Below are 21,194 nucleotides of genomic sequence, written 5' to 3' on the forward strand. Positions count from 1 at the left end.
ATTGTACAGGATGGGCGGGGCGGGGAAAAGCGGGATTCCATTGCATTTCCGGCCAAAAGGAGCAATAATGAAGCTCGGACTTGCCAAAAAAGTCCAAGGGGGAGAGAGAAATGGGAACAAATAGGGGGAAGCTTGCCGCACCCGCGCTGGCTTTACTTGTTCTGCTGACAGGGGCGGGATGCACCAATTCCTCGACGGAACAGACGGCGTCGCCAATAACGACGCCGCAAGCGGCTTCGCCATCGCCGACCGAACTCGCGGCCGTCACGCCGACACCGACGGAGGAGCCTTCCGTCCCGGAAACGCAAACGCGGGTATCGATTACTGCGGTAGGGGATGTTTTGGTGCATTCATCGGTTTGGAAGGACGCCAAGCAAGCCGACGGCCACTTTGATTTTCGGCCGATGTTTAAGCACGTTAAACAACAGATGGCCGATAGCGACATTACCTTCGCCAATTCCGAGAGCATCATCGGCGGAGAGAGCCTGGGGCTCTCCAGCTATCCGGTATTCAACAGCCCCTTCGAGGTAGGCGACGCCCTGAAGGAGGCGGGGGTGGATATCGTGTCCATGGCCAACAACCATTCGATGGACTTCCGGGAGAAGGCTATCTTGCAGGCGACGGCCCATTGGAGCAAGCTGGGCATCCTGTATGCCGGTGTGAACCGCAGCGAGGACGAGCGGGACCAAATCCGCATCCTCGAACGAAACGGGGTCAAGGTCGCTTTTTTGGCCTATACCTATGGAACAAATGGCATTCCTATCCCTGCCGGGAAAGAGTACCTGGTTAATCTGCTCGACAAAGAACGGCTCGCGGCGGACATTCGCCGGGCGAAGAGCGAAGCGGACGCCGTCGTCGTCAGCATGCATTGGGGCATCGAATATTCCACGACGCCCAATGAAGACCAGAAGGCCTGGGCGCAGCTCGCGGCCGACGAAGGGGCCACGCTCGTGCTGGGACATCACCCGCATGTGCTTCAGCCGGTGGAGTGGGTGACGGGCAAAGAAGGCAACCGGACGCTGGTGTTCTATTCGCTCGGGAATTTCCTCGCCGCCCAGGAACAGTCCGATCCTCATCGGCAAATCGGCGGGATTGCCAAGCTTGACCTGGTCGTCCGGAAAAGCGCAGCGGGAACGGAGGCGGTGGCGGAAAACCCGACCTTCCGTCCCACCTACATTCAATTCCGCAACTGGCGCGGGTATGAGATTGTTCCGCTTAAGGAAGCTCCGCTCGATCTGCTGCCGGACCGCAGCCGATATATCAAAGACATTGCCGAGCTGATGCAGCGGTTTGCGCCTGACCTGAAAATAACGGGATAATTTTTTCGCATGCTATACGTATCAAAAAACCGCCTTCCCATGGGGAGGCGGTTTTTTTGATACCTTCCGGCGGAAGCTTGGACGGCAGTGTCAGGCGTTCCGGATGGGAAGGATGAAGGTTCACGTTAGGCGCGATTGCGGCCCATGGAGCGCAGAATCAGGCTGACGATGAACACCAGGACGACGGCTCCGATGAGTGCCGGAATCAGGTAGAAGCCACCGGTTTCCGGTCCCCATTCGCCGAGGATCAGGCTGCCCAGCCAAGCTCCGATGAAGCCGGCAATGATGTTGCCGATGATGCCTCCCGGTATGTCACGGCCCATAATCATGCCTGCGAGCCATCCGATAATCCCACCGATAATCAACGACCAAATGAATCCCATTGTTTGTTCCTCCTTTTGTATTGTGTCTAATGTATTGGGTGTTGCACCGTTCGATGGTAACTATTAACCTGTACGGCGGCACCTTAAACAGCATTGCCGAAGGAAGGATTTTCCTGTCGCCTGAAATGCCGATCCGCTGCCCCCTTCCGGCCGCTTCTAGCTGTAGTATCGACATCGGCTCCGCCTTCTATACCCGGAAGCGGGCGCGGCTGCAATACAGGCTTACCGACCGGAATCCCTGCAGCTACGGTTAAACCCCGACGCCTGGCAGGAATGAGAAAAGCCGTCCCGAACGGGGTGGACCCGCGGGACGGCTAAATTTCTTTTCCACGCTAAGCTTCATGTGTTAGGCGGTTCAAGGATAGACCTTGGCCGGATCGCGGTCCGGCATCGGCAGGAAGAGCAGGTTAACCGGCAGATTGGAGCCGAGACCGGTCATGAAGGTGATCTCGACGGTCTCGTCCTGATCGCCGGTGCGATACAGCACGCAGACCTGGTTGGGGTTGGTCAGCATGCTTTCGTCCGTGACCGGAACGACCTGCCCGTTGACCTCGGTAACCCCGGAGAACAAGCCGCCGCGGGCGTTGATCGCGACCATGGTATGGGCCTTGACCTGCAGGGTGGCACGGTAGAGAATGCCGTAATTGCCGCCGCTGTTCTCCGTGCGGCCGGTCAGCATATCGGCTCCGAACATATAGGGGTCGCGCTTGTTGTCTCCGTACAGGATGCGGTCGGCTTTGGCGCCGAGCGTCTGCTTGACGTAGAAGGTCCGGTCCGCTCCCATGAACGTACCCCGGACATGTCCGTCGCGGTCCAGGTTGGACAGAGTGGGCAGCGTCTTAAGCGGGTCGTCGCCGTCCTTGACGACGAAGGCCGTCAGGCGCACCGGCGAGGTCGTGTGAAGGTCGGCATGAATCGACAGCACGTCCTTGTAATTCAAGGCGACCGATCCGATGTTCGGCATGACCAGCTTGGTTTCTCCCGGCTGAAGCACCGTCTTGGTCTCCGTCCCCGTCAGCCGGCTCTTGAAGTAATTGGCTGCCGCCACTTTGCCGGTATAGGCACCGACCGGGTTGGGTCCGGCTTTGCCGGATGCTCCAAGGGTAACCGTCTCCGCCGTTCTTCCTTCATTCGTGGCGGCCAGGTAGATGCGCAGCTTTTGCTGCGAGGCGCTCTCGTGATAGATGAACATGCTCAGGTTGCCTTCCTGGGAGTCGCTGTAGAGAATCCCCGGCTGGGTCAAGCGTTCCGGGCTGTCGGAAATCATCAGCACCCGTTCCGTATCGGCATACTGATAAGGCACATCGGTCATTTTGAGCACGGTGCTTCCGTCGATGTTGAACTTCTTGCCGACGGGGGTGAACATCAGGTTATACTCGTCCTCCGTGAAGAGCACTTCATCGGTGACGGTGATGATTCGGCTGTAGTCGGAGGCCAGACCGTGCCGGTCTTCGACGTGCAGCGTGATCGTATGCTCGCCCGGCTCGAAATAGGCATCCTGCTTGCCGGTCCACTCCGTCTTGGCGATGGCGTTCTCGTCGTCCCCCGACATGTCGGTCACCTGTACGGGCTCCCCGATCTTGTATTCCGTCTTGTCGGTTTCAAAATAGGCGGTAGGCGGCTGGTTGGGCGGCTTCACCGTAACTTGAACCGAGTAAGGCGCGCTCCATCCGCCGGTCGCGTCATAGACGGAATGGGTGACCGTGTACGTTCCCGCCTCCGGGAAGACGGGATAATTGCCTTCCCAGCGCTCGTCGAGAATCCGATCCGGATTGGACGAGGTCGAGGTGTAGGTCACCTGGGTTTGCGTGGCGTAGATCTCGCCGGGGGTGACCCGAAAGTCTGCGGTTGCCTTCTTCTGGCCCCACGAGAGCGTGACGGTGCTGCCCGAAGCGGAAAGGGAAGAGCCCGTCGCGTTGGCCCAGGCCCGGACGGGCACCATGGTCACGCCTTTGGTCTCGTATGTCTTGCCGGTGAAGGGTTTAACGGCTCCGTTCAGCCGGTACTGCGAAGTTCCGGTCTTAAAGCGGATTTCGGTACCGCTTCCGGCCGCAACGGCTTCCTTGGTTGCGGCGTCGTACCGGACGGAATAGCCATACCGGGCGGCCAGGGTCTTGAGCGGAGCATAAGTGACTCCGGCTTGAACCTTGGCGGGCTGAAGAGAGGAATAGGCGGTCCCGTTCAGGGTGATTTTGGCCTGGTTGACGTATACGGTCAGTATGTACTCCGGCACGGTGCCCGCCGATTGGGCAGGGATAGCGGGAAAAGCCGTAAGCAGCAGGCATAGAATCAGAAGCACGGGCAAAACACGTTTGGCTCGTCTGGTTGTACCGTTCATCATACTCTCCTTTAGTGACATCAAATTTGGATGAATGAGGAAAAGGGGCGACAATGGATAGACGAGAAGAGGAAGAAAAAGTTGCGTTTTCGTCAAAATTGCTTCACATTTGTAGACAGATGCGGCATTTGCCGCTGCACAGCATATGGAAAAAGGCTTGGTGATGAATGTGGCGGCTTTGCCGATTGAAGCGGTTTTGCCGGAGTGGCGGGCAGCTTTGCGGGAACAGGGAACGGCGGTACTGATCGCTCCGCCCGGAGCGGGCAAATCGACACGAGCTCCTCTGTCGCTCCTGGAGGAACCTTGGCTAGCCGGCAAGAAGCTGCTCATGCTGGAGCCCCGCCGGCTCGCCGCACGGAGCGTCGCCCGCTATATGGCGTCTTTGCTCGGAGAAGAGGTTGGCCGTACCGTCGGTTACCGGGTGCGGCTGGACAGCCGGACAGGGCCGCATACCCGGATCGAGGTCATCACGGAAGGCATCCTCACCCGTATGCTCCAGGACGATCCGTCGCTTGACGGGGTGGGAGCCGTGCTGTTCGACGAATTTCATGAGCGGAGCCTGCAGGCCGATCTCGGACTCGCGTTGTGCCTGCAGGCCCGCGCGCTGCTCCGGGACGATCTCCGGCTAGCCGTTCTGTCGGCGACGCTCGAGCCGGAGCCGGTGGCCGAGCTGCTCGGAGGCGCTCCGCTTGTGGTCAGCGAGGGACGTTCCTATCCCGTGGAGACGGTCTACCGGGAGCGGCCGCTCGGCGACGGCTATGGGGCGCTCGAAACGGCCGTAGCCGCGACGGTGCTCGCTGCGATGGACCGCACGGAGGGCGACGTGCTGGCATTCCTGCCCGGAGCGGCGGAGATCCGCCGTACGGAGGCGGCCTTGCGCGAGCGGCTTGCCGGGGGCGGGCGGGGCGAGGTGCGTCTGGCTCCGCTGTACGGCGACCTGTCCGCGGAGCAGCAGGACCGTGCGTTGCAGCCCTCTCCCGCAGGTACGCGCAAGGTGGTCTTGGCGACGTCGATCGCCGAGACGAGCCTTACGGTCGAGGGCGTGCGGATCGTCGTCGACGGCGGCCTGATGCGCGTCTCCCGGTTCTCGCCGCGCACGGGCATGTCCCGGCTCGTCACGGAGCCGGTCAGCCGCCCGGCCGCCGATCAGCGCCGGGGCCGGGCGGGGAGGGTAGCCCCGGGCGTCTGCTGCCGGCTCTGGACGGAAGAGGAAGACGCCCGGCTCGCGCCCCGCAGCCAGCCGGAGATCCTATCGGCCGATCTCGCGCCGCTTGCGCTGGAGCTTGCCGCCTGGGGCGAATCGGACGCCGCCGGTCTCCGCTGGCTCGACCCGCCGCCTGCGGCCGCCCTGGCGCAGGCCCGCGAGTTGCTCGGCCAGCTCGGTGCGCTGGATGCGTCCGGCGCCCTGACGCCGGACGGCCGCCGGATGGCCGCGCTCGGCCTGCACCCGCGGCTGGCGAGGATGCTGCTCGAGGCCCGTCGGCTGGGCCTCGGACGCTCCGGCTGCGCGCTCGCCGCGGTGCTCGGCGACCGCGATCCCTTCCGCGGCGGCCCGGGTGCACCGCCGGACGCCGACCTGCGCGGTCGCGTCGCCGCCGTACTCGCGGCGCGGCCGGGCGGCGATTCGCCGCTCGCCCGGCTGGCGGCGGAGGCCGGGCGGCTCGCCCGCCAGCTGGCGCTGCCGGAGGGGTCGGCCGCGGAATCGGGCGAGGCGGAGGCGAGCGGACTCCTGCTCGCCTTCGCCTACCCGGACCGGATCGCGGAGCGGCGGCCCGACGGACGCTACCGCTTGTCCGGCGGCCGCGGCGCTGTCCTGCCCGGCTCGCAGGCGCTTTCCGCAGCGCCGTATCTCGTCGCGGCGGACCTGGACGATCAAGGCGCGGACAGCCGCATCCGGCTCGCCGCGCCGCTCGCCGAGGCGGAGATCGCGGAGCATGCGGCGGAGTTGATCCGGGAGGAAGCCGCGATCTATTGGGACGCCGAAGCGCAGGCGGTCCGGGCCCGGCAGCGCCGCTGCCTGGGCGCGCTCGTCCTGCGCGAGACGCCGCTTCCCGCCCCCGACCCCGAGCGGGTGCGGGAGGTGCTGATGGCCGGCATCCGCTCCGCCGGCCTGGAGCTGCTGCCGTGGACGAAGGGCGCGCGCGCCTGGCTGCAGCGCGCGGCTTTCCTCGCCCGGCTTCAGCCGCAGGAGTGGCCGGACGTCTCGGCGGAGGGCTTGCTTCGCACCCTCCCCGACTGGCTTGGCCCTTTCCTGACGGGGATGAAGAGCCGCTCCGACCTGGAGCGGCTGCCGCTGCAAAACGCGCTCGACGGCCTGCTGCCCTGGGACAAGCGGCGCCTCATGGACGAGTGGGCGCCGACCCATCTGGCTGTGCCAAGCGGCTCGCGAATTCCGGTCGATTACAGCGACCCGGAAGCGCCGGTGTTGGCGGTCCGCCTGCAGGAGGTATTCGGCCTCGCGGACACGCCCCGCATCGGCGGTGGCCGGGTGCCGGTGCTGCTGCACCTGCTGTCGCCGGCTCAGCGGCCGGTGCAGGTGACCCGCGATTTGGCAAGCTTTTGGCGAACGGGGTATTTCGACGTCAAGAAAGACTTGAAGGGGCGATACCCGAAGCATTATTGGCCGGACGATCCGACGTCGGCGGTGCCGACGAGCCGGGTGCGCCCGCGATAGGAGGAGGGGGAAAAGCGTGGACCGGCTGGCTTTTCTGATCTTGACGGAACGGGAGACGCTGCTTCCCGTATATACCCGAAGCGTGGGACATTGGGATCATCAGGAGAAGACGGTGCGCCCGGAGGGCTACCCGGCCTTCCAATGGCTCTACTGCAGCTCGGGAGAAGGCGTCCTGCGGGTGCGGGGGAAAGAGCATGCCGTCTATCCGGGAACAGGGATGTTTCTGTATCCGAATGAGCCCCACGAATACGAAGGGACGGAGCCGTGGGAGTTGGATTGGATTACCCTGTACGGCCCTGAGGTCGAGCCGCTGGCCCGCCTCGCCGATCTCACGCGTTCCGGCGTCTACAAGGTCCGCTCGCCGGAGCCGCAGCTCGCCCATCTGCGCAATGCGCAGGCGATCGCCCTCTCGCGCCGGCCGTTCGTCGGCATGGAATGCTCCAAGGCGGCTTACGCGCTGCTGCTCGATCTGGGAAACGGTCTGAGCGGAGGGCCTCCGGGCGGTTCGGAACGGGGCGCGGAGCGGCTTCAGCCGGTGTTCGATTACATGGAAGCCCATTATAAGCGGACCGTGACCCTGGATGAATTGGCGGAGGCGGCGGGCATATCCGCCAAGCACCTCTGTCTGATTTTTAAGAAAACCGTGCAGCTGCGGCCGATGGAATACCTCAATCTGCTGCGCATCCGCAAAAGCAAGGAAATCATGCTGCAGGAACGGCATGTTCCGCTCAAGGAGATCGCGCTGCGCGTCGGCTTCGAGACGCCGGGGTATTTCAGCCTGCTGTTCAAGAAATCCGAAGGCATGGCCCCCGATCTGTTCCGCAAGCTTAACCGACTAGTCTAACGAAGGAGGAAAGCCGATGGCCACCCATGAGAACGAAGAAGGACGGAAGGAAAGGGCAGAGAGCCCGGACGGGCAACAGCCGCAGCCGCTCTCTCCGGAAGACCGGGCCGCAAACGAGGCTGCCGCCTGGGCGGCAAGTCACAGCGCCCTGGAACGGACCCTGCAGGCGGGAATCCACGGAGCCCCGGAATTGCGCAAGGAAGAGAAGAACCTGTTTTTGGGCGAATTCCGCGAGCGGGTGCTGAAGACGCTGACCCGCCAGCAGATGGCCGAACCCGACGTATATGAGGAAATCCGCTCCGCCTTGAACGATCCGCGCGCCGATAAGCTGGTCATCGACGGCAGCACCCCCGACCGCCACAACGACAAATACGAAAAACTCGCGGCATCGCTCGGCAAGCCCTATACCGTCCGCCACGACACGGATTTTCAGGGGGAAATCGGCCTGTTGGTGGTCAGCGACCGGGCAATTGACGTTCCCGACGAGCAGATTCGGACCAAGTCCCGCGAGGAGAAGCTGAAGGAGAAGGGGATTCCCGAGCAATTGATCCGCGCCGCCGGCAAAAAAATCTGTGTGAAATGCTATGGTCTGATCCAGGAAAAGGCTCCCGAAGAGAAGGCGAAATACCGCGTCATGACGATGATGGACCGGTTGTTCGGCGAGAAATGTCCCGGACACGAGGAGATCGAATAGCGAGGGTGTTCGGGATTAGTACAGCAACCTAACTCTTTGGTAACAGACCAAGAACGCCTGTTCTAAAAATGTCCCATCGGGACCAAACACGACCCGACAATGTGACCGTTTTCACAAATGAGCAACCGTTTTTCCGCGTGAAATAGGCAATCGCTTTCATCGAGTGGGGAAAAAGTGAATCGGCGTCTCTAATCATGGTGAAAGCGATTTCTTATTCAAAGGTGATTCTTATCATTTCTCCGCTTTGGCAAAATCCCCTACAATTAGAAACAGGGAGGAGATAATGATGAAACAGTACTTTATCAACGCGGACCTGTACGATGAAGAGTATCAGCAGCTTTACAAGCGCGAAGAGAATGCGGAAGAAACGGAAACCGCTTACCGCTTGATCCGGGAAAAAACCGGTTCGGCGCTCCTGGTGCCTAAAACGGCCTGCCTGGAGCTGACTGCCGAAGAATATAACCGTCTGCGCGAGCTGAACGAAGGCTCCACCCAGTTTTCCCGCGAGGCCTTTGTCCTTATCTCCTCGAAGCTGGAGCAGGTTCTCCAATCGGTCTGACGGCCCGAAGGAAGGTATTTACAGATTCCGAATCATCCGCTATAATCGGTCACAGGATTAAACAAAGTCGATTATATCCAACATCAGGAAGCACCTGATTTAGCCAAACGGGCTATTTCGGGTGCTTTTTTGCGCTTACTGCCCTTTCGAAAGGAGGATGCGGAACATGAAGCTTCGCGGCTGGATCATCGGCATCGTCGGCGCAGCGCTGATGGCCGTCTCGGTCGTCGGGTATCTCCTGTTCATGCGAAACTATGACCGGAGTCAAGAGACGCTGGAAACCCTCATGCCGGTGAGGACGCTTCTGAGCGGCGAGCGCATAGAGGCGGCCGTCCTGCGCAAGGTTACGGTGCCGGTGGCGGCTCACCGGCCCGATGCAGTCCGCCGGCCTGAAGAGCTGATCGGCAAGTACGTCGTCGTCCCGATCGGCCGGGAGGAGGAGATCGCCGCCTGGAAGCTGTCCCGGGACAAGCTGGTTCCGGAGGAGGGCGAGCGCTATTACAGCTTTAAGACCGATGCGGCGGCCAATGTCAACAACATGGTAAGGCGGGGAGACCGCGTCGATGTTTGGGTCGAGCTCAAGCAGTCGGCGGGCGAACCGGGCGTGGAGCGGGCGTCGGCGCTGAAAGTGATCGAGGGCCTGCCGGTGGCCGGCGTCAAAACGGCGGAAGGCGCCGAGGTGACGGACAAGCAGGGAATGGATGCCCTGCTGGCGAGCGATGCCGCCCAACTTGCGGACTCCCGCGGGAAATCCGCAGGCAAGCCGGAGCTGAACACGTTCATCATGAACGACGAGGTTTATGCGGCCTATGCCGCAGCGGCGGCGGCGGGAACGATCCGGCTGGCGCTGCCGAATCTGACGCGGGAAACGGAAGCGCAGGCTCTGGTTACACCGGAGTTTTCCGCTTGGCTGGAGCGAAATGCGCCGTCCTCAGCCGCTTATCCCCTATCCCAGGAGGCGAATCCATGAAGCTGTTGATCGGCACATCCCATCCGGAAGCGTATTTGCGGTTTGGCGATTCCAGCCAGGGTCGCCTGCAAGCGGTAACGGTCTCGACGGCCGAGCAGGCTCTGTTCCGCCTCAGCGAATCGTTCGACCATGCGGCGTTTGAACTGCAATTGTTTGCCGATTGGTACCCATGGGAGGTGATCCGCGAGCTAAGCAAGCAACGCGGCCCCCATACGTCCATCACCTTGATTCCCGACGACAAGGTCTACGATTCCCTGTACCTGGAGGTGCTCGGGCGGCTTGCCGATTCGGCGGGAATCGCGTTGCTCCCCCAGGCATTAACGCCGCAGGAAGGAGCGGCGCTCCTGCTGGAGCGGCTGACCGATTCGCCGACGGTTCCCCGGACCGGGCAGGGCAAGGTAGTAGCCGTCTGGTCCGCCGGAAGCCGGGACGGGGCATCCACCGTCGTTGCCAATACCGCTCTCTTGCTCGCCTCTCAGACCGGATTGCGGGTAGGGCTCCTCGATTTGAATTTGAAGAACCCCACCCTGAGCGCCAACCTCAATCTGGAGACGGGCGGCAAAAGCAACGTAAGGCTCCGGCCCCGTTTGCAAACCCGAACGCTGACCCCGGAAGAGCTGCGCGCCGGCTGCATCCCTCTGCCGCGAATGAAGCAGGCGCTGGTGCTGCCCGGAACGCCGCGGAGGGATTCGGCCGGGGATTGCACCCCCGAGATGATCGATCACCTGCTCACCGCAGCGAGAAGCGCCTTCGATGTCACGCTGCTCGATCTGAATGGATACCCCGACAATGCGGCCACGGTTTGCGGTGTGCGCGGAGCCGACCTCCGCTGGCTGGTTGCCACGCCCCGGTTCGATTCCTACCGGACCTCGTGGACCGAATGGTATAACAGCTATTGGAAGTTTTGCGGTCTCAGCCCGGAAGATATCGGCCTTGTTCTGAACCGGGCGGCCGCGAAGGGGGAGGCGAACGCGGCGGCGACCTTTCTCGAAATGCCGCTCGCAGCAGAGCTTCCCGAGCTGCCCGGCGAGCATGCGCGGCGGGCGGTGGACGAAGGGGTTCCCTTCCACGAGCAAACCGGCGCCGAGCCGTTCCGGGAAGCCTTGGCTCCGCTGGCCGCCCAGGCCGCCAGAGCGGCGGGAACGGAGTGGGAACTTCGCCCCGACCGCCGCAAGACGCTGTGGCGGCGGATCGGCGGCCGCCTGGCTTGGAACTGACCGGCGCGAGGCTCGCGCGAAAGGAGGGAGAGGCCCATGGAGCCCGCGAGAATACAAGACCGGATGAAGCCCCGCCAGCCGTTTCGGCCCGACCGCTATCTGGAAGATTTGAAACAGCAGGCGGCGCTCCTGGAAAATCGGCTGCAGCGGGCGGATGTGTCCATCGGCGGGCGGATGAGCCTGACGGAAGCGGCCGCATTGGTGCATGAACACCTGACCGGACGGGCCTCCAAGGACCCGGTGCTGCACCGCGATATCCTGCAGGCCGGACTGGGCGACCCGCAGGCGAGAGAGGGCATGAAGGCGATCATTGAGACGCTCCTGATGGAATACCGGATCGACATCGACCCGGGAACCTTGATCGACGGCTGCACGCCGACCGAGAGCATCTATGCGGAAACTTGCGGCGCCAGCCTGATCGAAGATTTGCTGCAGCTGCCGGACGTCGAGGAAGTCCAGGTCATCGGCTGCGATATCTTCCTGCTGCGCAACGGAGAGCAATTCCTTCACCACCGCAGCTTTCCGTCCCTGGAAGCCGTTCGCATTCTCCAGGACCGGTTGGCTCTCTGCGGCAAGAAGCCGATCCACGAACGCCAACCGGTCCTGCAAACCTATCTCTGGAACCGGTCCCGCTTGGTCATGACCCGGGAGCCTTACACCGATGTGCCGAGCATTCACATCCGCAATTTTATCGTCAAGGACGTCAATCTCGATAAATTGGTGGAGCTGGAGACGATCGATGAGTCCTCCGCGCATCTGCTTAAGCGGCTGGTTCGCTATCATGCGAGCTTCCTGATCGGAGGCTCGACCAACACCGGCAAGACGACGTTTCTGTTCGCTCTGGCCCAGGAAACCGGCGAGCAGGAGCGGATTCGCACCTTGGAGAAGGATTTTGAGATCGCCCTGCGGGAAAGGTTGAAGGGCAAGCGAAACATTCTCGCCGCAAGAGAAGCGGAAGACCTGCACCTTACGATGGAAGAGGCCTACAAACCGCTGCTCGTCATGTCGCCCCATTGGGTAATCCTCGGCGAAGCCAAGGGAGCGGAGGTGGCACAGGCGGTGCAGGGGTCGCTTCGCGGCCATGACGTCATGGCGACGATGCACACCAAATACCGGGAATCGTTCCTGTCCGACGTGGAAGACATGATTAAGCAGGACGGGCGTTCGCACGATCATGGGGACACCCAGAGCCGCATTGCCCGGGCTTTCAACATCGTTGTTTTCCTCCGGCTGCTTCGCATCAACGGCCGGAACCGCCGGGTGGTAACGGAAATCACCGAACTGTACGTAGACGGCGAGGGGGAGGCCCGGGCCAAGCCGCTGGTGGAATGGTCGTTCGCCGACCAAACCTGGAGGCGGACCGGCGAGCCCTTAAGCACACCGCTGATCAACCACCTCATCGCTAGTGGCGCCAGCTTGAGCGAACTTCAGGAATTGGGGGTGGCCGATGTTCGCTGACGCCTCGGGAAACCCGCTGCTGCAGGAAGCGGCCAAGACGGTATTCCTCAGCCTTTGGATTGTCGGCAGCTTCCTCCTGCTGGTTCTGGTCGGTCCGCGCTTGGCCAAGAAGCGGCTGCGGCAGCGAAGAATCCGCAGCTTTCGGGAGCCTGCAAAGCCGCGTGAGGGAGGCTTCCTGCAGAAGATTGCCGGTCGGCTGCAGCTGGCGGATGAACTGGAATTTGCCGAATGGAAAATCGCTCCGGAGCTGCTGCTGGCAGGCGCGCTCGCTTTCCTCCTCATCGGAATGTTTGGTTCGCAGCTGGCGATTAAGCTGCTGCAGGAACAACTTGCCACGGGTGCAGACCGCTTTGCCCGCCTCAACCCCTGGGTGCTCAACGCCTGCATCGGGCTGATTACCGGAGCGCTGCCGATCTTCCTATTGAAGTTTGCGGTGCAGAAGAAGCGCCGCCGCATCGCGCTCAAGATGATCATGCTCACGCAGAATATCATCGGCCATTACAGCCCGGCGCTCACGTTGACGGAGGTGCTGACGAAGTCGGCCAAGACAATGCCGATCGACGTCCGCAAGGAGTGGAACCGGCTGATTCTGAATCTGCATATGGAGTCGGCCGAACAAGCCCTGCACGACTTTGCCCGCCGAATCGACAACCATTGGGCCGACGATTTGGCCGACCTGATGCTGATGGGGGCCCAATACGGCACAGATATTACCCAAGCCCTGCATAAGCTGGTCTCCAGCATGCAGAAAGCCAAGAGCAACGAAGAGAAGCGGATGGCGATGGTGGCCGCCTATCGGATCGGGACCTTGCTGATGATCGGATTTGCCGTCTTTGCCGTGCTGTTCAATTGTTATGCCGACACGGGCAACTTCCGGCATTACTTCCTGGAGTCGGGAGGCCGCCGGATCATCACCTTCGCGGTCCTGGTGCTGTTTGCGTCGCTCGCCATGGTCGTCCGCTCGGGCCGCAAGCCGTTCTGATCCAAGCCCTAGATAAAGGAGGGAAATTTATGCATCCCGAGTGGTTTTGGCGAAACGGGTGGATCCCGCCGCTGCTGTTCGCGGTGTTTCTGGCCGGGGGCGCCTTGTTCTGGTTTACCTGTCTGGGCCGAATCCGGTTCACCCGCATGAGCCGGGTCGGCCTGTGGAGAGGCAAGCGCGGCCGTATCCCACAGTCGCCGGTCCTCCGCAAACGGGAGATGGCGTTTGACGAAAGCCCGCTCCGCGTCCGGACCTTCCTGGAGCGGGCCAAGCTGGCCGGACTCGACGAGAGCTGGACGCACAGCCGGTTCCAGGCTGTCCAGGCGATCGCCTCAGGCTTGTTCGGTATCTTGGCTCTGCTCTATCGGGTCGTTCCCGTTGGAGCGGCTCCCGGCGGCGGTCTCCCGGTCAAAGCCCTGCTTTTTGCGGGCTTGGCCGCCTTGGTGGGCTGGTGGCTGCCGGAGCTGGCTCTTGTCGGCTTCGCCTCGCGGGCCCGCAGCCGATACCTCTCGGAGATTTCGATGCTGGCCGAGCGGCTTGCCTTATGCATCAACGAGAACGCCGATTTGCGGGATGTCCTGCTTCGCGCAAGCCGCCCGCTCGTCCTGCTTCGCCCGTGCATCCTGGAGCTGGCCGCCATGTGGGGGAAGAACCAGCAGGAAGCGATCGAGCGGTTCAAGGATGCGGTCGGCATTACCGAAGTGTTTCCTCTCGTCAACGCTCTGTATGCGTTAAGCCGCGCCGAGACCAAAGATGTCGTTCGGGTCCTTCGGGAGCAGGCGAAAAGCATCGAAGCCACCCTGGAGGCAGATATCGCCCGAAAGATCGAGAACGCGCCGATCTGGATCAGCTTCTATATCATGATTCCTTTCGCCTGTGTGGTGCTGCTGTTTCTCTATCCTTGGCTGATTACGGTACAAACTCAGCTGTGGAGCACATATTCCATTTCCTGAAGCAAGGAAGGATGCACATGAGCAAGCTTGTGGTCAGCGTCTTGCTGACGGTATTGATGGCCGGGGCGGTTCTGGCGGTGGTTGGAAATCAACTGCTGCCGGCGACGAACACGGCCGGGACCCATACCCGGGACCAGATTCGGCAAGCGTTTCAATAAGGCCTCAACCATTCCCATAAGAAAGCAGGTAAGACTATGTCCAAATTGATCGTAACGATTTGCCTCGCGACTCTGCTCGCAGGCGCAGCTCTCTATGTAGGCGGCAAGCAGGTAGCACCCGGCGTGGTGACCAAGGGAACGAGCATCAATTCGTCGATTACCACAGCGACGGTCAATACCACTTCCGGCGCCGCCACCGTAACCGCACCCTGATCCGGCATGAGCAAGCTGATCACGACATTGCTGCTGACCGTCTTGTTATTCGGCATGGCCGTCTATCTGTTCAACGGCGGCGGAAGCTTGAAGGAAACCCTGCGCACCGGCCATTCCAATGTCACCGGCACGGTGCGCAGCTTCGATTATGTAACCGATTAGAACCGACTGGAAGAAGACAACCCCGTCGATGCGACGGCGTTTTGTGGAACCGGCTGGAAGACGAAGGGTAGAGCGAAAGGGACGGGTGACCAAAGATGCGATTCGGAAGAAGCGGGTGGTTGGAAGAGTCGCGGCTGAAAAAGCTGTGCAAGGATGAGCGGGGAATATCCAACCTGCTCGTCATGCTGATGGTCCTGCCGGTCCTGCTGTTTCTGTGTCTGATGATCGTTCCGTTTTTCGTCTACACCATGAAGCTGGACCACCTGAACACGATTGCGAACCACGCCTTGAAGGAAGCGGAGGCGGTCGGGTATGTGAGCCCGGCGATTGAAGCGGCAACGACGGAACGAATGGAGCGGCTCGGAATGGGAGAGCTGACTGTGAAGGGTGTCATCTATCCCGATTTCGAGGGCAGTACGGAAGCGAAGGTTCTGCGGGATTCGGCGGACCCGACGATCACCCTCGTCGTCCGTTATCCGGCACCGCCGCTGACCCGGATGCTTTCGGCGATCGGCGGCTCCTCTTCCGGCGCTTCCTCGGAAGGCAAATTTCGGGTGATCTTGTATGGACGAAGCGAGGCGTACGAATGAGGAAGGGAGCGGCCATGCTGCGGGCTTTTCGGCGGAACGAACAGGGCGGGATGGCCATTTTGCTGATCGCTCTACTGGCGGTTGTCTCGTTGACGGCCCTCTGGCTGATGACCTTCAATTGGGGCAGACAGACGCTTATCCTGAACAAAACCAAGCCGATCGTAGACCAAGCCACCCGTGCAGCTTCCCTTGACGTCGATCTCGCAGAGCTGGGAGAAGGGCGGTTGGCTTGGGACGAAGCAGCCGGGGCTGCGAGTTTCCGAACCTATCTCTACCGCAATCTTCGGCTTAACGCGGATGGAACGCCCGAGGATGGTTCTCCGCTGGACCAGCCCCCTGTCATTCATACGCTGGAGTTTGTTGCTGCGCCGTCCTATCCGTTCAAGCTGCACCGAAGTGTTACGCTTCATGCCGGAACCGGCGATGAGACGACTCGCGGGGTCGATGTGACCTTGTACGGTCCTTCGGTGTTCGCCGTTGTGGAGTTCTTCTTTCGGGGCTTGGGGGAGAGCCGCGAGGAGCCGGTGGTGATCAGCAGCGTCTCCAGCATCCGGTATCGCTAGACTCGGCTTCAAGTCCGTAGGGAAGGGGAACACAAGAAAACCGCGCTGACGTCTTCTCCTGGATGGAGAGGCGCTGCGCGGTTTTTGGTCTGGCTTCGACCGGCGCTCCATTTCTTCGGAAGCCGGATGAATGACTACGACAGAGAACTTGCCACCGGAGCGGCAGCTGGGTCAAGGGAAGCGGCCGGTTTCTCCGGCACGGGTTCCTCCTCGGAGCGCCGCCATTCGGTGACGACGATGCCGATCATGATCAAGGCCGCTCCGACGATGGCTTGCGCTGCCATCCGCTCCCCGGCGACGAGGAATCCGCCGAGCGCGGCGAAGATCGGTTCACAGGCGAAGATGAGGGCGGTGTGGCTCGGCGTGGTAAACCGTTGAAAATAGGTTTGCGCCCAATAGGCAAACGTGGTGGCGAAGAGGGAGCCGGCGAGCAGGGCCAGCGCCACCCGGGGAGTGAGCAGAACCTCGGGACGGAACGCTTGGCGCCAATCCTCCGCCGCGAACGAGGAGACCAAGCAGAGCGCAGATACGGCGGCAAGCTGCACCGTTACCAGGGGATAGACGTCATGTCTGGCGGTGATCCGGTCCGTCAGGACGATATGCACGGCAAATGCCAGCGCTCCGACGAGAATGAGCGCGTCTCCCCACCGGAACGGCTCCGCTTTGTCGACGGACAGCAAGCCAAGGCCGACGAAGGCGATGCCGATGCCGATGCCCATGCTAAGGGTGATGCGGCTGCCGAAGAACATCCGGGCGATAATCGGCACCAGGATCACGAGAAAGCCGGTCAGGAAGCCGGCTCGGGAGGCGGTGGTAAACGTCAGCCCGACCGTCTGACCGGCGAAGCCGCCGTATAAAAAGATCCCGAGGATCGCTCCTGCGATCCCGGTATTTCGGGTGAACCTCCCCCGCGAAGCGGCAGGCGACAGCCGACGGACCGCCAGGAGAAGCACCGAGGCCAAGCCGAAGCGCACGGCCAGATAAGCAAAGGCCGGCATGGCATCCAGCGCGTTCTTGACCACGATGAACATCAAGCCCCAAATCAAGGTAACTCCGAGCAGTACGGTGTCTGCGACATAGGATTTCTTCAACAAAAGCCCCTCCGACCGGTTCCGCTTTTCCGCCGATTGTAGCACAGCCCCGAATCGGCGGCAATGCCCGTTTATCGTTGCCGCTCCAAGGTGTGGAGCAACGGATAACGGGGAACAGTAATAATCGTTCCTATGAAACGGGAACGCGCCGGGACAAAGCCAACTTAACAGGCGAGGAGGAAACTCATGAAACTCACGAACAACGGATCTTATCATACGCTCGGCAAAGAGGAAGTGCTGAAAGAGCTTGGCAGCGGCGATGCAGGGTTGACCGCGGAAGAAGCGGCTTCTCGCCTGGAGCGGCATGGGCGCAATGAGCTGAAGGAAGGCAAGTCTAAATCGCTCCTGCAAAAATTTTTCGAGCAATTCAAGGACTTTATGGTCATCGTCCTGCTTGCTGCAGCCGTCATCTCCGGATTTCTCGGCGAAATCGCGGACGCGGTGATTATCTTTCTGGTAGTGATTCTTAACGCTGCGCTCGGTGTCTTTCAAGAAGCCAAGGCGGAGAAGGCGCTGGACGCCCTGAAGCAAATGTCTTCACCGCAGGCGCGAGTAAAACGCAATGGACAAGTGGCCGTGGTGCAGGCGGCCGAACTCGTTCCCGGGGACATCGTCCTGCTGGAGGCGGGCGACTATATACCGGCCGATGTCCGGCTGCTTGAGGCGGCCAGCCTGAAAATCGAGGAAGCCGCGCTAACCGGCGAATCGGTCCCATCGGAGAAATCCACCGGGACGCTGACCCAAACGGACCTGGTCATCGGAGATCGGGTGAATATGGCCTATCTGGGCAGCAGCGTCACATACGGACGCGGGTCAGGGGTCGTCACGGCAACCGGCATGGAGACCGAAGTCGGCAAAATAGCGGGGTTCCTTAGCGGAGACGAGGAAGAGGTCACTCCATTGCAGCGTAAGTTGACCGAGCTCGGAAAAATTCTCACCTTCGGCGTGCTGGTCATTGCCGTGATCATCTTTGCGGCCGGAATGCTCCAGGGCAGGGGGTTCCTCGATATGTTCCTGACCGCAGTGAGCATCTCCGTCGCGGCGATCCCCGAAGGCCTGCCTGCGATCGTTACCATCGTATTGGCGATGGGCGTGCAGAAAATGGCGAAGCGCAATGCCATTATCCGCAAGCTTCCTGCCGTAGAGACGCTCGGCAGCACGGAAATCATCTGTTCCGATAAAACCGGTACGCTCACCCAGAACAAGATGACGGTTCAGCGCCTTTTTGCCGGAGGGGAGTGGCTCCCGGATGATCCTGAGGGAACAGGTACAGATGCAGCATCGCAGCGCATTCTGCAGATCATGAGCTTGTGCAACGATGTGAAAATGTCGGGAACCGGCGCGGAGGGCGAGTCGCCCAAGCTCATCGGGGATCCTACCGAGACGGCTCTCGTCGCTTATGCCCAGACCCGAGGCGTAGGGAAGCCGGAGCTGGAGGCACGGCTGCCCCGCCGGGCAGAAATTCCATTCGACAGCGATCGCAAGCTGATGACGACCTTCCATGAGGAACAGCCCGGAAGCTATTTGATGCTTACCAAGGGAGCGCCGGATATCCTGGCGGGCCGCTGTTCGTCCATCGAGATTGACGGTCAGATCGTGAGCATGAATGACGAGCATCTGAAACGCATCCATCAGGCGAACCGCCAGATGGCCGCGCAGGCTCTTCGGGTGTTGGCGATGGCCTACCGCCGGACGGGTGTCCTTCCGGATCACCTTCAGCCGGACGAGTGGGAACGGGACCTGATTTTCGTCGGACTCGCGGGCATGATCGACCCGCCCCGCGAGGAAGTGAAGGCGGCCGTAGCCATTTGCCGGGAGGCGGGCATCCGGCCGGTGATGATTACCGGCGACCACAAGGATACCGCTGCGGCGATCGCCACGGAGTTGGGAATCCTTGCCCCGGGTGACGAAGCGATTACCGGCAGCGAACTCGACAAGCTGTCCGCCCAGGAATTCGACGAAAAAGTCGGCCAGTATTCCGTCTACGCCCGTGTCTCGCCTGAGCACAAAGTGAGGATCGTCAAGGCCTGGAAGGATAAAGGCAAGGTCGTCGCCATGACCGGTGACGGGGTCAATGATGCACCTGCGCTGAAGGCGTCGGATATCGGCGTCGGTATGGGCATCACGGGTACCGATGTGTCCAAGGGCGTGTCGGATATGGTTCTCTCGGACGATAACTTCAGCACGATCGTCGTGGCCGTCGAGGAAGGACGCAAGGTTTACGGCAATATCAAGAAGGCGATTCAATACCTGTTGTCCGCCAACATCGGCGAAGTGGTGACGTTGTTTATCGCCACTCTGTTCGGAGCCGTGATTTTGTTCCCCATTCATATCCTGTGGATTAACCTCGTGACCGATACTTTTCCGGCCCTGGCCCTCGGAATGGAGAAAGCCGAGAAAGGAATCATGAAGCGCCCGCCACGGCCGGCCGGAGCGAGCGTTTTCGCCGAGGGAGCCGGGTGGACCATTCTGTACCAAGGGATACTGGAAGCGGGGATCGTGCTGGGCATCTTCTTTTATGCGCTCAACCGGTATTCTTCCCCGGAGGCGATCACCATGGCGTTCGGCACGCTCGGGTTTATTCAAATTACGCACGCCTTCAATGTCCGCTCGCAGCGGGAATCCATCTTTCGCATCGGGCTGTTGTCCAACCGCTGGCTGCTGCTGGCTGCCGGAGCTTCCTCGCTTCTCCTGCTTGTCGTCATGCTGGTGCCGGCTCTGCGCGATATCTTCAACCTGACCGCCCTGAACGGAGCGCAGTGGAGCCTCATTCTTGGAGGTGCTTTGCTATTGGTTGTGTTGGTGGAAATCATCAAGATTTTCAAGCCCCGGGAATCCTCTCTCCCTTGAGATGACAGTTGTTCTTGCTCGGGAAAGGACTGCCAAATTGGTTTTAATCCTTTTCGGTCTTGCCCGGGTTTGACCCTCCCCTTACAATGGTAGAAAAACAGTGGGGGTTTTTACCATGGAGCAAGCGGTTGAACGGGTGTTTACGGAAGCGGTGGTCCAGCGGGCGCTGCAAGCCTTCGGCTTATCGGCCGAAGGAATGAAGGAGCTGGGCAGCTTCGAGAATTACGTGTACGAAGCTTACCGGGAAGGCGAGCCTGTGATTCTCCGCTTTACCCACAGCAGCCACCGGCAGCCGGCCGAGGTAGAGAGCGAGCTGGATTGGGTGCTGCATCTGGCGCGGGAAGGCGTCGAGCTTCAGGGACCGCTTGCCGCGAGTAACGGCGCGTATGTCGTTCCGATTGCCGCCGAAGACGGTACGGTATTCAGCGCCAGCCTGTTCGAGAAAGCGGAGGGGCATCATGCGCGCTTTGCGAACCCCGAGGAATGGAACGAGCGCTTGTTCCGGGAGTGGGGCCGGAAGACGGGCGAAATCCATCGGGCTACCTGCCGCTACGTCCGTCCCGAGCATTTGCCGATGCGTTCGCATTGGGACGAAGACGATCTGCTGCAGAATGCCAGGGACTATATCGATGCGGACGATGAGTGGATGCTGGAGAAGTTGGAGGCCTTATTCCGCCACTTCAAGGGGCTTCCGCGCACGGCCGATGCTTACGGTCTGCTGCATACCGATATTCATCCCGGCAATTTCTTCGTGGACGGCGACAGGCTGCGGGTATTCGACTTTGACGACTGCTCCTACACCTGGTTCGCCCACGATCTGGCGATCCCGCTATACTACGCGACGGCATGGGCCACGCCGGAATCGTATCAAGGCGACTGCGACCGGTTCGCGGCGGACTTTTTCCGTGCATTCTGGAGCGGCTATGCCGAAGAGTATACACTCGATCCCGTCTGGCTGAACGAAATTCCGGCCCTCCTGAAGCTTCGCGACCTAACCTTGTATTTGGTCATCAAGAAGAAAGTCGGCCCCGAGGAACTGGAAAAAGACGCAGGAGCCCGGCGGATCCTGAAGGAAAACCGGGAGCGCATCGAGCGGGATGTCCCGATTGTGACGGTGGATTATCACGCTCTCCTCCAAGGATGAGCAACCGTGAAAATAGTCACAGCTTGGCCGAA

At 61.0% G+C, this 21,194-nt stretch carries 20 protein-coding genes; 17 read left to right on the forward strand and 3 right to left on the reverse strand.

The genetic code is table 11. The annotated features are described in order from the left end of the window. Window positions 1–110 precede the first annotated feature (110 nt). On the forward strand, window positions 111–1,319 hold the full coding sequence (locus ACSEXS_RS07500) for a CapA family protein (protein ID WP_438432538.1): 1,209 nt from the start codon (window positions 111–113) through the stop codon (window positions 1,317–1,319). Between the two features lie 125 nt (window positions 1,320–1,444). Here the strand turns inward: ACSEXS_RS07500 and ACSEXS_RS07505 are convergent, their stop codons facing one another. Beyond that, a complete protein-coding gene (locus ACSEXS_RS07505) occupies window positions 1,445–1,702 on the reverse strand; it encodes a GlsB/YeaQ/YmgE family stress response membrane protein (RefSeq protein ID WP_438432539.1) in 258 nt (85 codons plus the stop codon). Window positions 1,703–2,057: 355 nt separating this feature from the next. Continuing rightward, window positions 2,058–4,040: a stalk domain-containing protein gene (locus tag ACSEXS_RS07510; protein WP_438432540.1), complete on the reverse strand. Its 1,983-nt coding sequence runs from the start codon at window positions 4,038–4,040 to the stop codon at window positions 2,058–2,060. A gap of 163 nt (window positions 4,041–4,203) precedes the next feature. Here ACSEXS_RS07510 and hrpB point away from each other — a divergent pair, with 163 nt between their 5' ends. The 14 genes from hrpB (at window position 4,204) to ACSEXS_RS07580 (ending at window position 16,077) form a co-directional block, all read left to right on the forward strand. Next, entirely contained in the window at window positions 4,204–6,714 is a 2,511-nt protein-coding gene (gene hrpB, locus ACSEXS_RS07515) for an ATP-dependent helicase HrpB (RefSeq protein ID WP_438433107.1), read from the forward strand. 16 nt (window positions 6,715–6,730) lie between these two features. Then, on the forward strand, window positions 6,731–7,558 hold the full coding sequence (locus tag ACSEXS_RS07520; RefSeq protein ID WP_438432541.1) for a helix-turn-helix transcriptional regulator: 828 nt from the start codon (window positions 6,731–6,733) through the stop codon (window positions 7,556–7,558). 16 nt (window positions 7,559–7,574) lie between these two features. Then, the gene (locus ACSEXS_RS07525; RefSeq protein WP_438432542.1) at window positions 7,575–8,252 is read left to right on the forward strand and encodes a YueI family protein; all 678 of its coding nucleotides are present in this window, start codon (window positions 7,575–7,577) and stop codon (window positions 8,250–8,252) included. 286 nt (window positions 8,253–8,538) lie between these two features. After that, entirely contained in the window at window positions 8,539–8,811 is a 273-nt protein-coding gene (locus ACSEXS_RS07530; RefSeq protein ID WP_438432543.1) for a hypothetical protein, read from the forward strand. Window positions 8,812–8,977: 166 nt separating this feature from the next. After that, window positions 8,978–9,781, forward strand: coding sequence for a CpaB family protein (locus ACSEXS_RS07535; RefSeq protein ID WP_438432544.1), 804 nt, complete (start codon window positions 8,978–8,980; stop codon window positions 9,779–9,781). Further along, window positions 9,778–10,998, forward strand: coding sequence for a CpaE/TadZ family protein (locus ACSEXS_RS07540; RefSeq protein ID WP_438432545.1), 1,221 nt, complete (start codon window positions 9,778–9,780; stop codon window positions 10,996–10,998). The genes ACSEXS_RS07535 and ACSEXS_RS07540 overlap by 4 nt, the downstream gene beginning before the upstream one ends. A 36-nt stretch (window positions 10,999–11,034) precedes the next feature. Further along, window positions 11,035–12,456 (forward strand): ATPase, T2SS/T4P/T4SS family, encoded by a 1,422-nt coding sequence (locus ACSEXS_RS07545; RefSeq protein WP_438432546.1) that lies wholly within the window; start codon window positions 11,035–11,037, stop codon window positions 12,454–12,456. Further along, entirely contained in the window at window positions 12,446–13,438 is a 993-nt protein-coding gene (locus tag ACSEXS_RS07550) for a type II secretion system F family protein (RefSeq protein WP_438432547.1), read from the forward strand. Before ACSEXS_RS07545 ends, ACSEXS_RS07550 begins: the two co-directional genes overlap by 11 nt. 29 nt (window positions 13,439–13,467) lie before the next feature. Continuing rightward, window positions 13,468–14,391, forward strand: coding sequence for a hypothetical protein (locus ACSEXS_RS07555; RefSeq protein WP_438432548.1), 924 nt, complete (start codon window positions 13,468–13,470; stop codon window positions 14,389–14,391). A gap of 17 nt (window positions 14,392–14,408) precedes the next feature. Further along, the gene (locus tag ACSEXS_RS07560) at window positions 14,409–14,549 is read left to right on the forward strand and encodes a hypothetical protein (RefSeq protein ID WP_438432549.1); all 141 of its coding nucleotides are present in this window, start codon (window positions 14,409–14,411) and stop codon (window positions 14,547–14,549) included. A 36-nt stretch (window positions 14,550–14,585) separates the two neighbouring features. Beyond that, window positions 14,586–14,762 (forward strand): hypothetical protein, encoded by a 177-nt coding sequence (locus ACSEXS_RS07565; RefSeq protein ID WP_438432550.1) that lies wholly within the window; start codon window positions 14,586–14,588, stop codon window positions 14,760–14,762. 6 nt (window positions 14,763–14,768) lie between these two features. After that, on the forward strand, window positions 14,769–14,924 hold the full coding sequence (locus tag ACSEXS_RS07570) for a hypothetical protein (RefSeq protein WP_438432551.1): 156 nt from the start codon (window positions 14,769–14,771) through the stop codon (window positions 14,922–14,924). A 95-nt stretch (window positions 14,925–15,019) separates the two neighbouring features. Continuing rightward, window positions 15,020–15,514 carry a hypothetical protein gene (locus tag ACSEXS_RS07575; protein WP_438432552.1) on the forward strand — a complete coding sequence of 165 codons (495 nt, stop codon included), beginning with the start codon at window positions 15,020–15,022 and terminating at the stop codon, window positions 15,512–15,514. A 14-nt stretch (window positions 15,515–15,528) separates the two neighbouring features. Next, a complete protein-coding gene (locus ACSEXS_RS07580; RefSeq protein ID WP_438432553.1) occupies window positions 15,529–16,077 on the forward strand; it encodes a hypothetical protein in 549 nt (182 codons plus the stop codon). Between the two features lie 134 nt (window positions 16,078–16,211). Here the strand turns inward: ACSEXS_RS07580 and ACSEXS_RS07585 are convergent, their stop codons facing one another. Continuing rightward, window positions 16,212–17,168, reverse strand: a complete 957-nt coding sequence (locus tag ACSEXS_RS07585) for a DMT family transporter (protein WP_438432554.1) — start codon at window positions 17,166–17,168, stop codon at window positions 16,212–16,214. A 186-nt stretch (window positions 17,169–17,354) separates the two neighbouring features. Between ACSEXS_RS07585 and ACSEXS_RS07590 the strand changes: the two genes are divergently transcribed. Together ACSEXS_RS07590 and ACSEXS_RS07595 are read left to right on the forward strand one after the other, a co-directional pair. Further along, entirely contained in the window at window positions 17,355–20,018 is a 2,664-nt protein-coding gene (locus ACSEXS_RS07590) for a cation-translocating P-type ATPase (protein ID WP_438432555.1), read from the forward strand. A 115-nt stretch (window positions 20,019–20,133) separates the two neighbouring features. Further along, the gene (locus tag ACSEXS_RS07595) at window positions 20,134–21,162 is read left to right on the forward strand and encodes a phosphotransferase enzyme family protein (protein WP_438432556.1); all 1,029 of its coding nucleotides are present in this window, start codon (window positions 20,134–20,136) and stop codon (window positions 21,160–21,162) included. The last annotated feature ends 32 nt before the right edge of the window (window positions 21,163–21,194 follow it).

Source organism: Gorillibacterium terrae (genome assembly GCF_051594785.1).
Lineage (GTDB): Bacteria > Bacillota > Bacilli > Paenibacillales > NBRC-103111 > Gorillibacterium.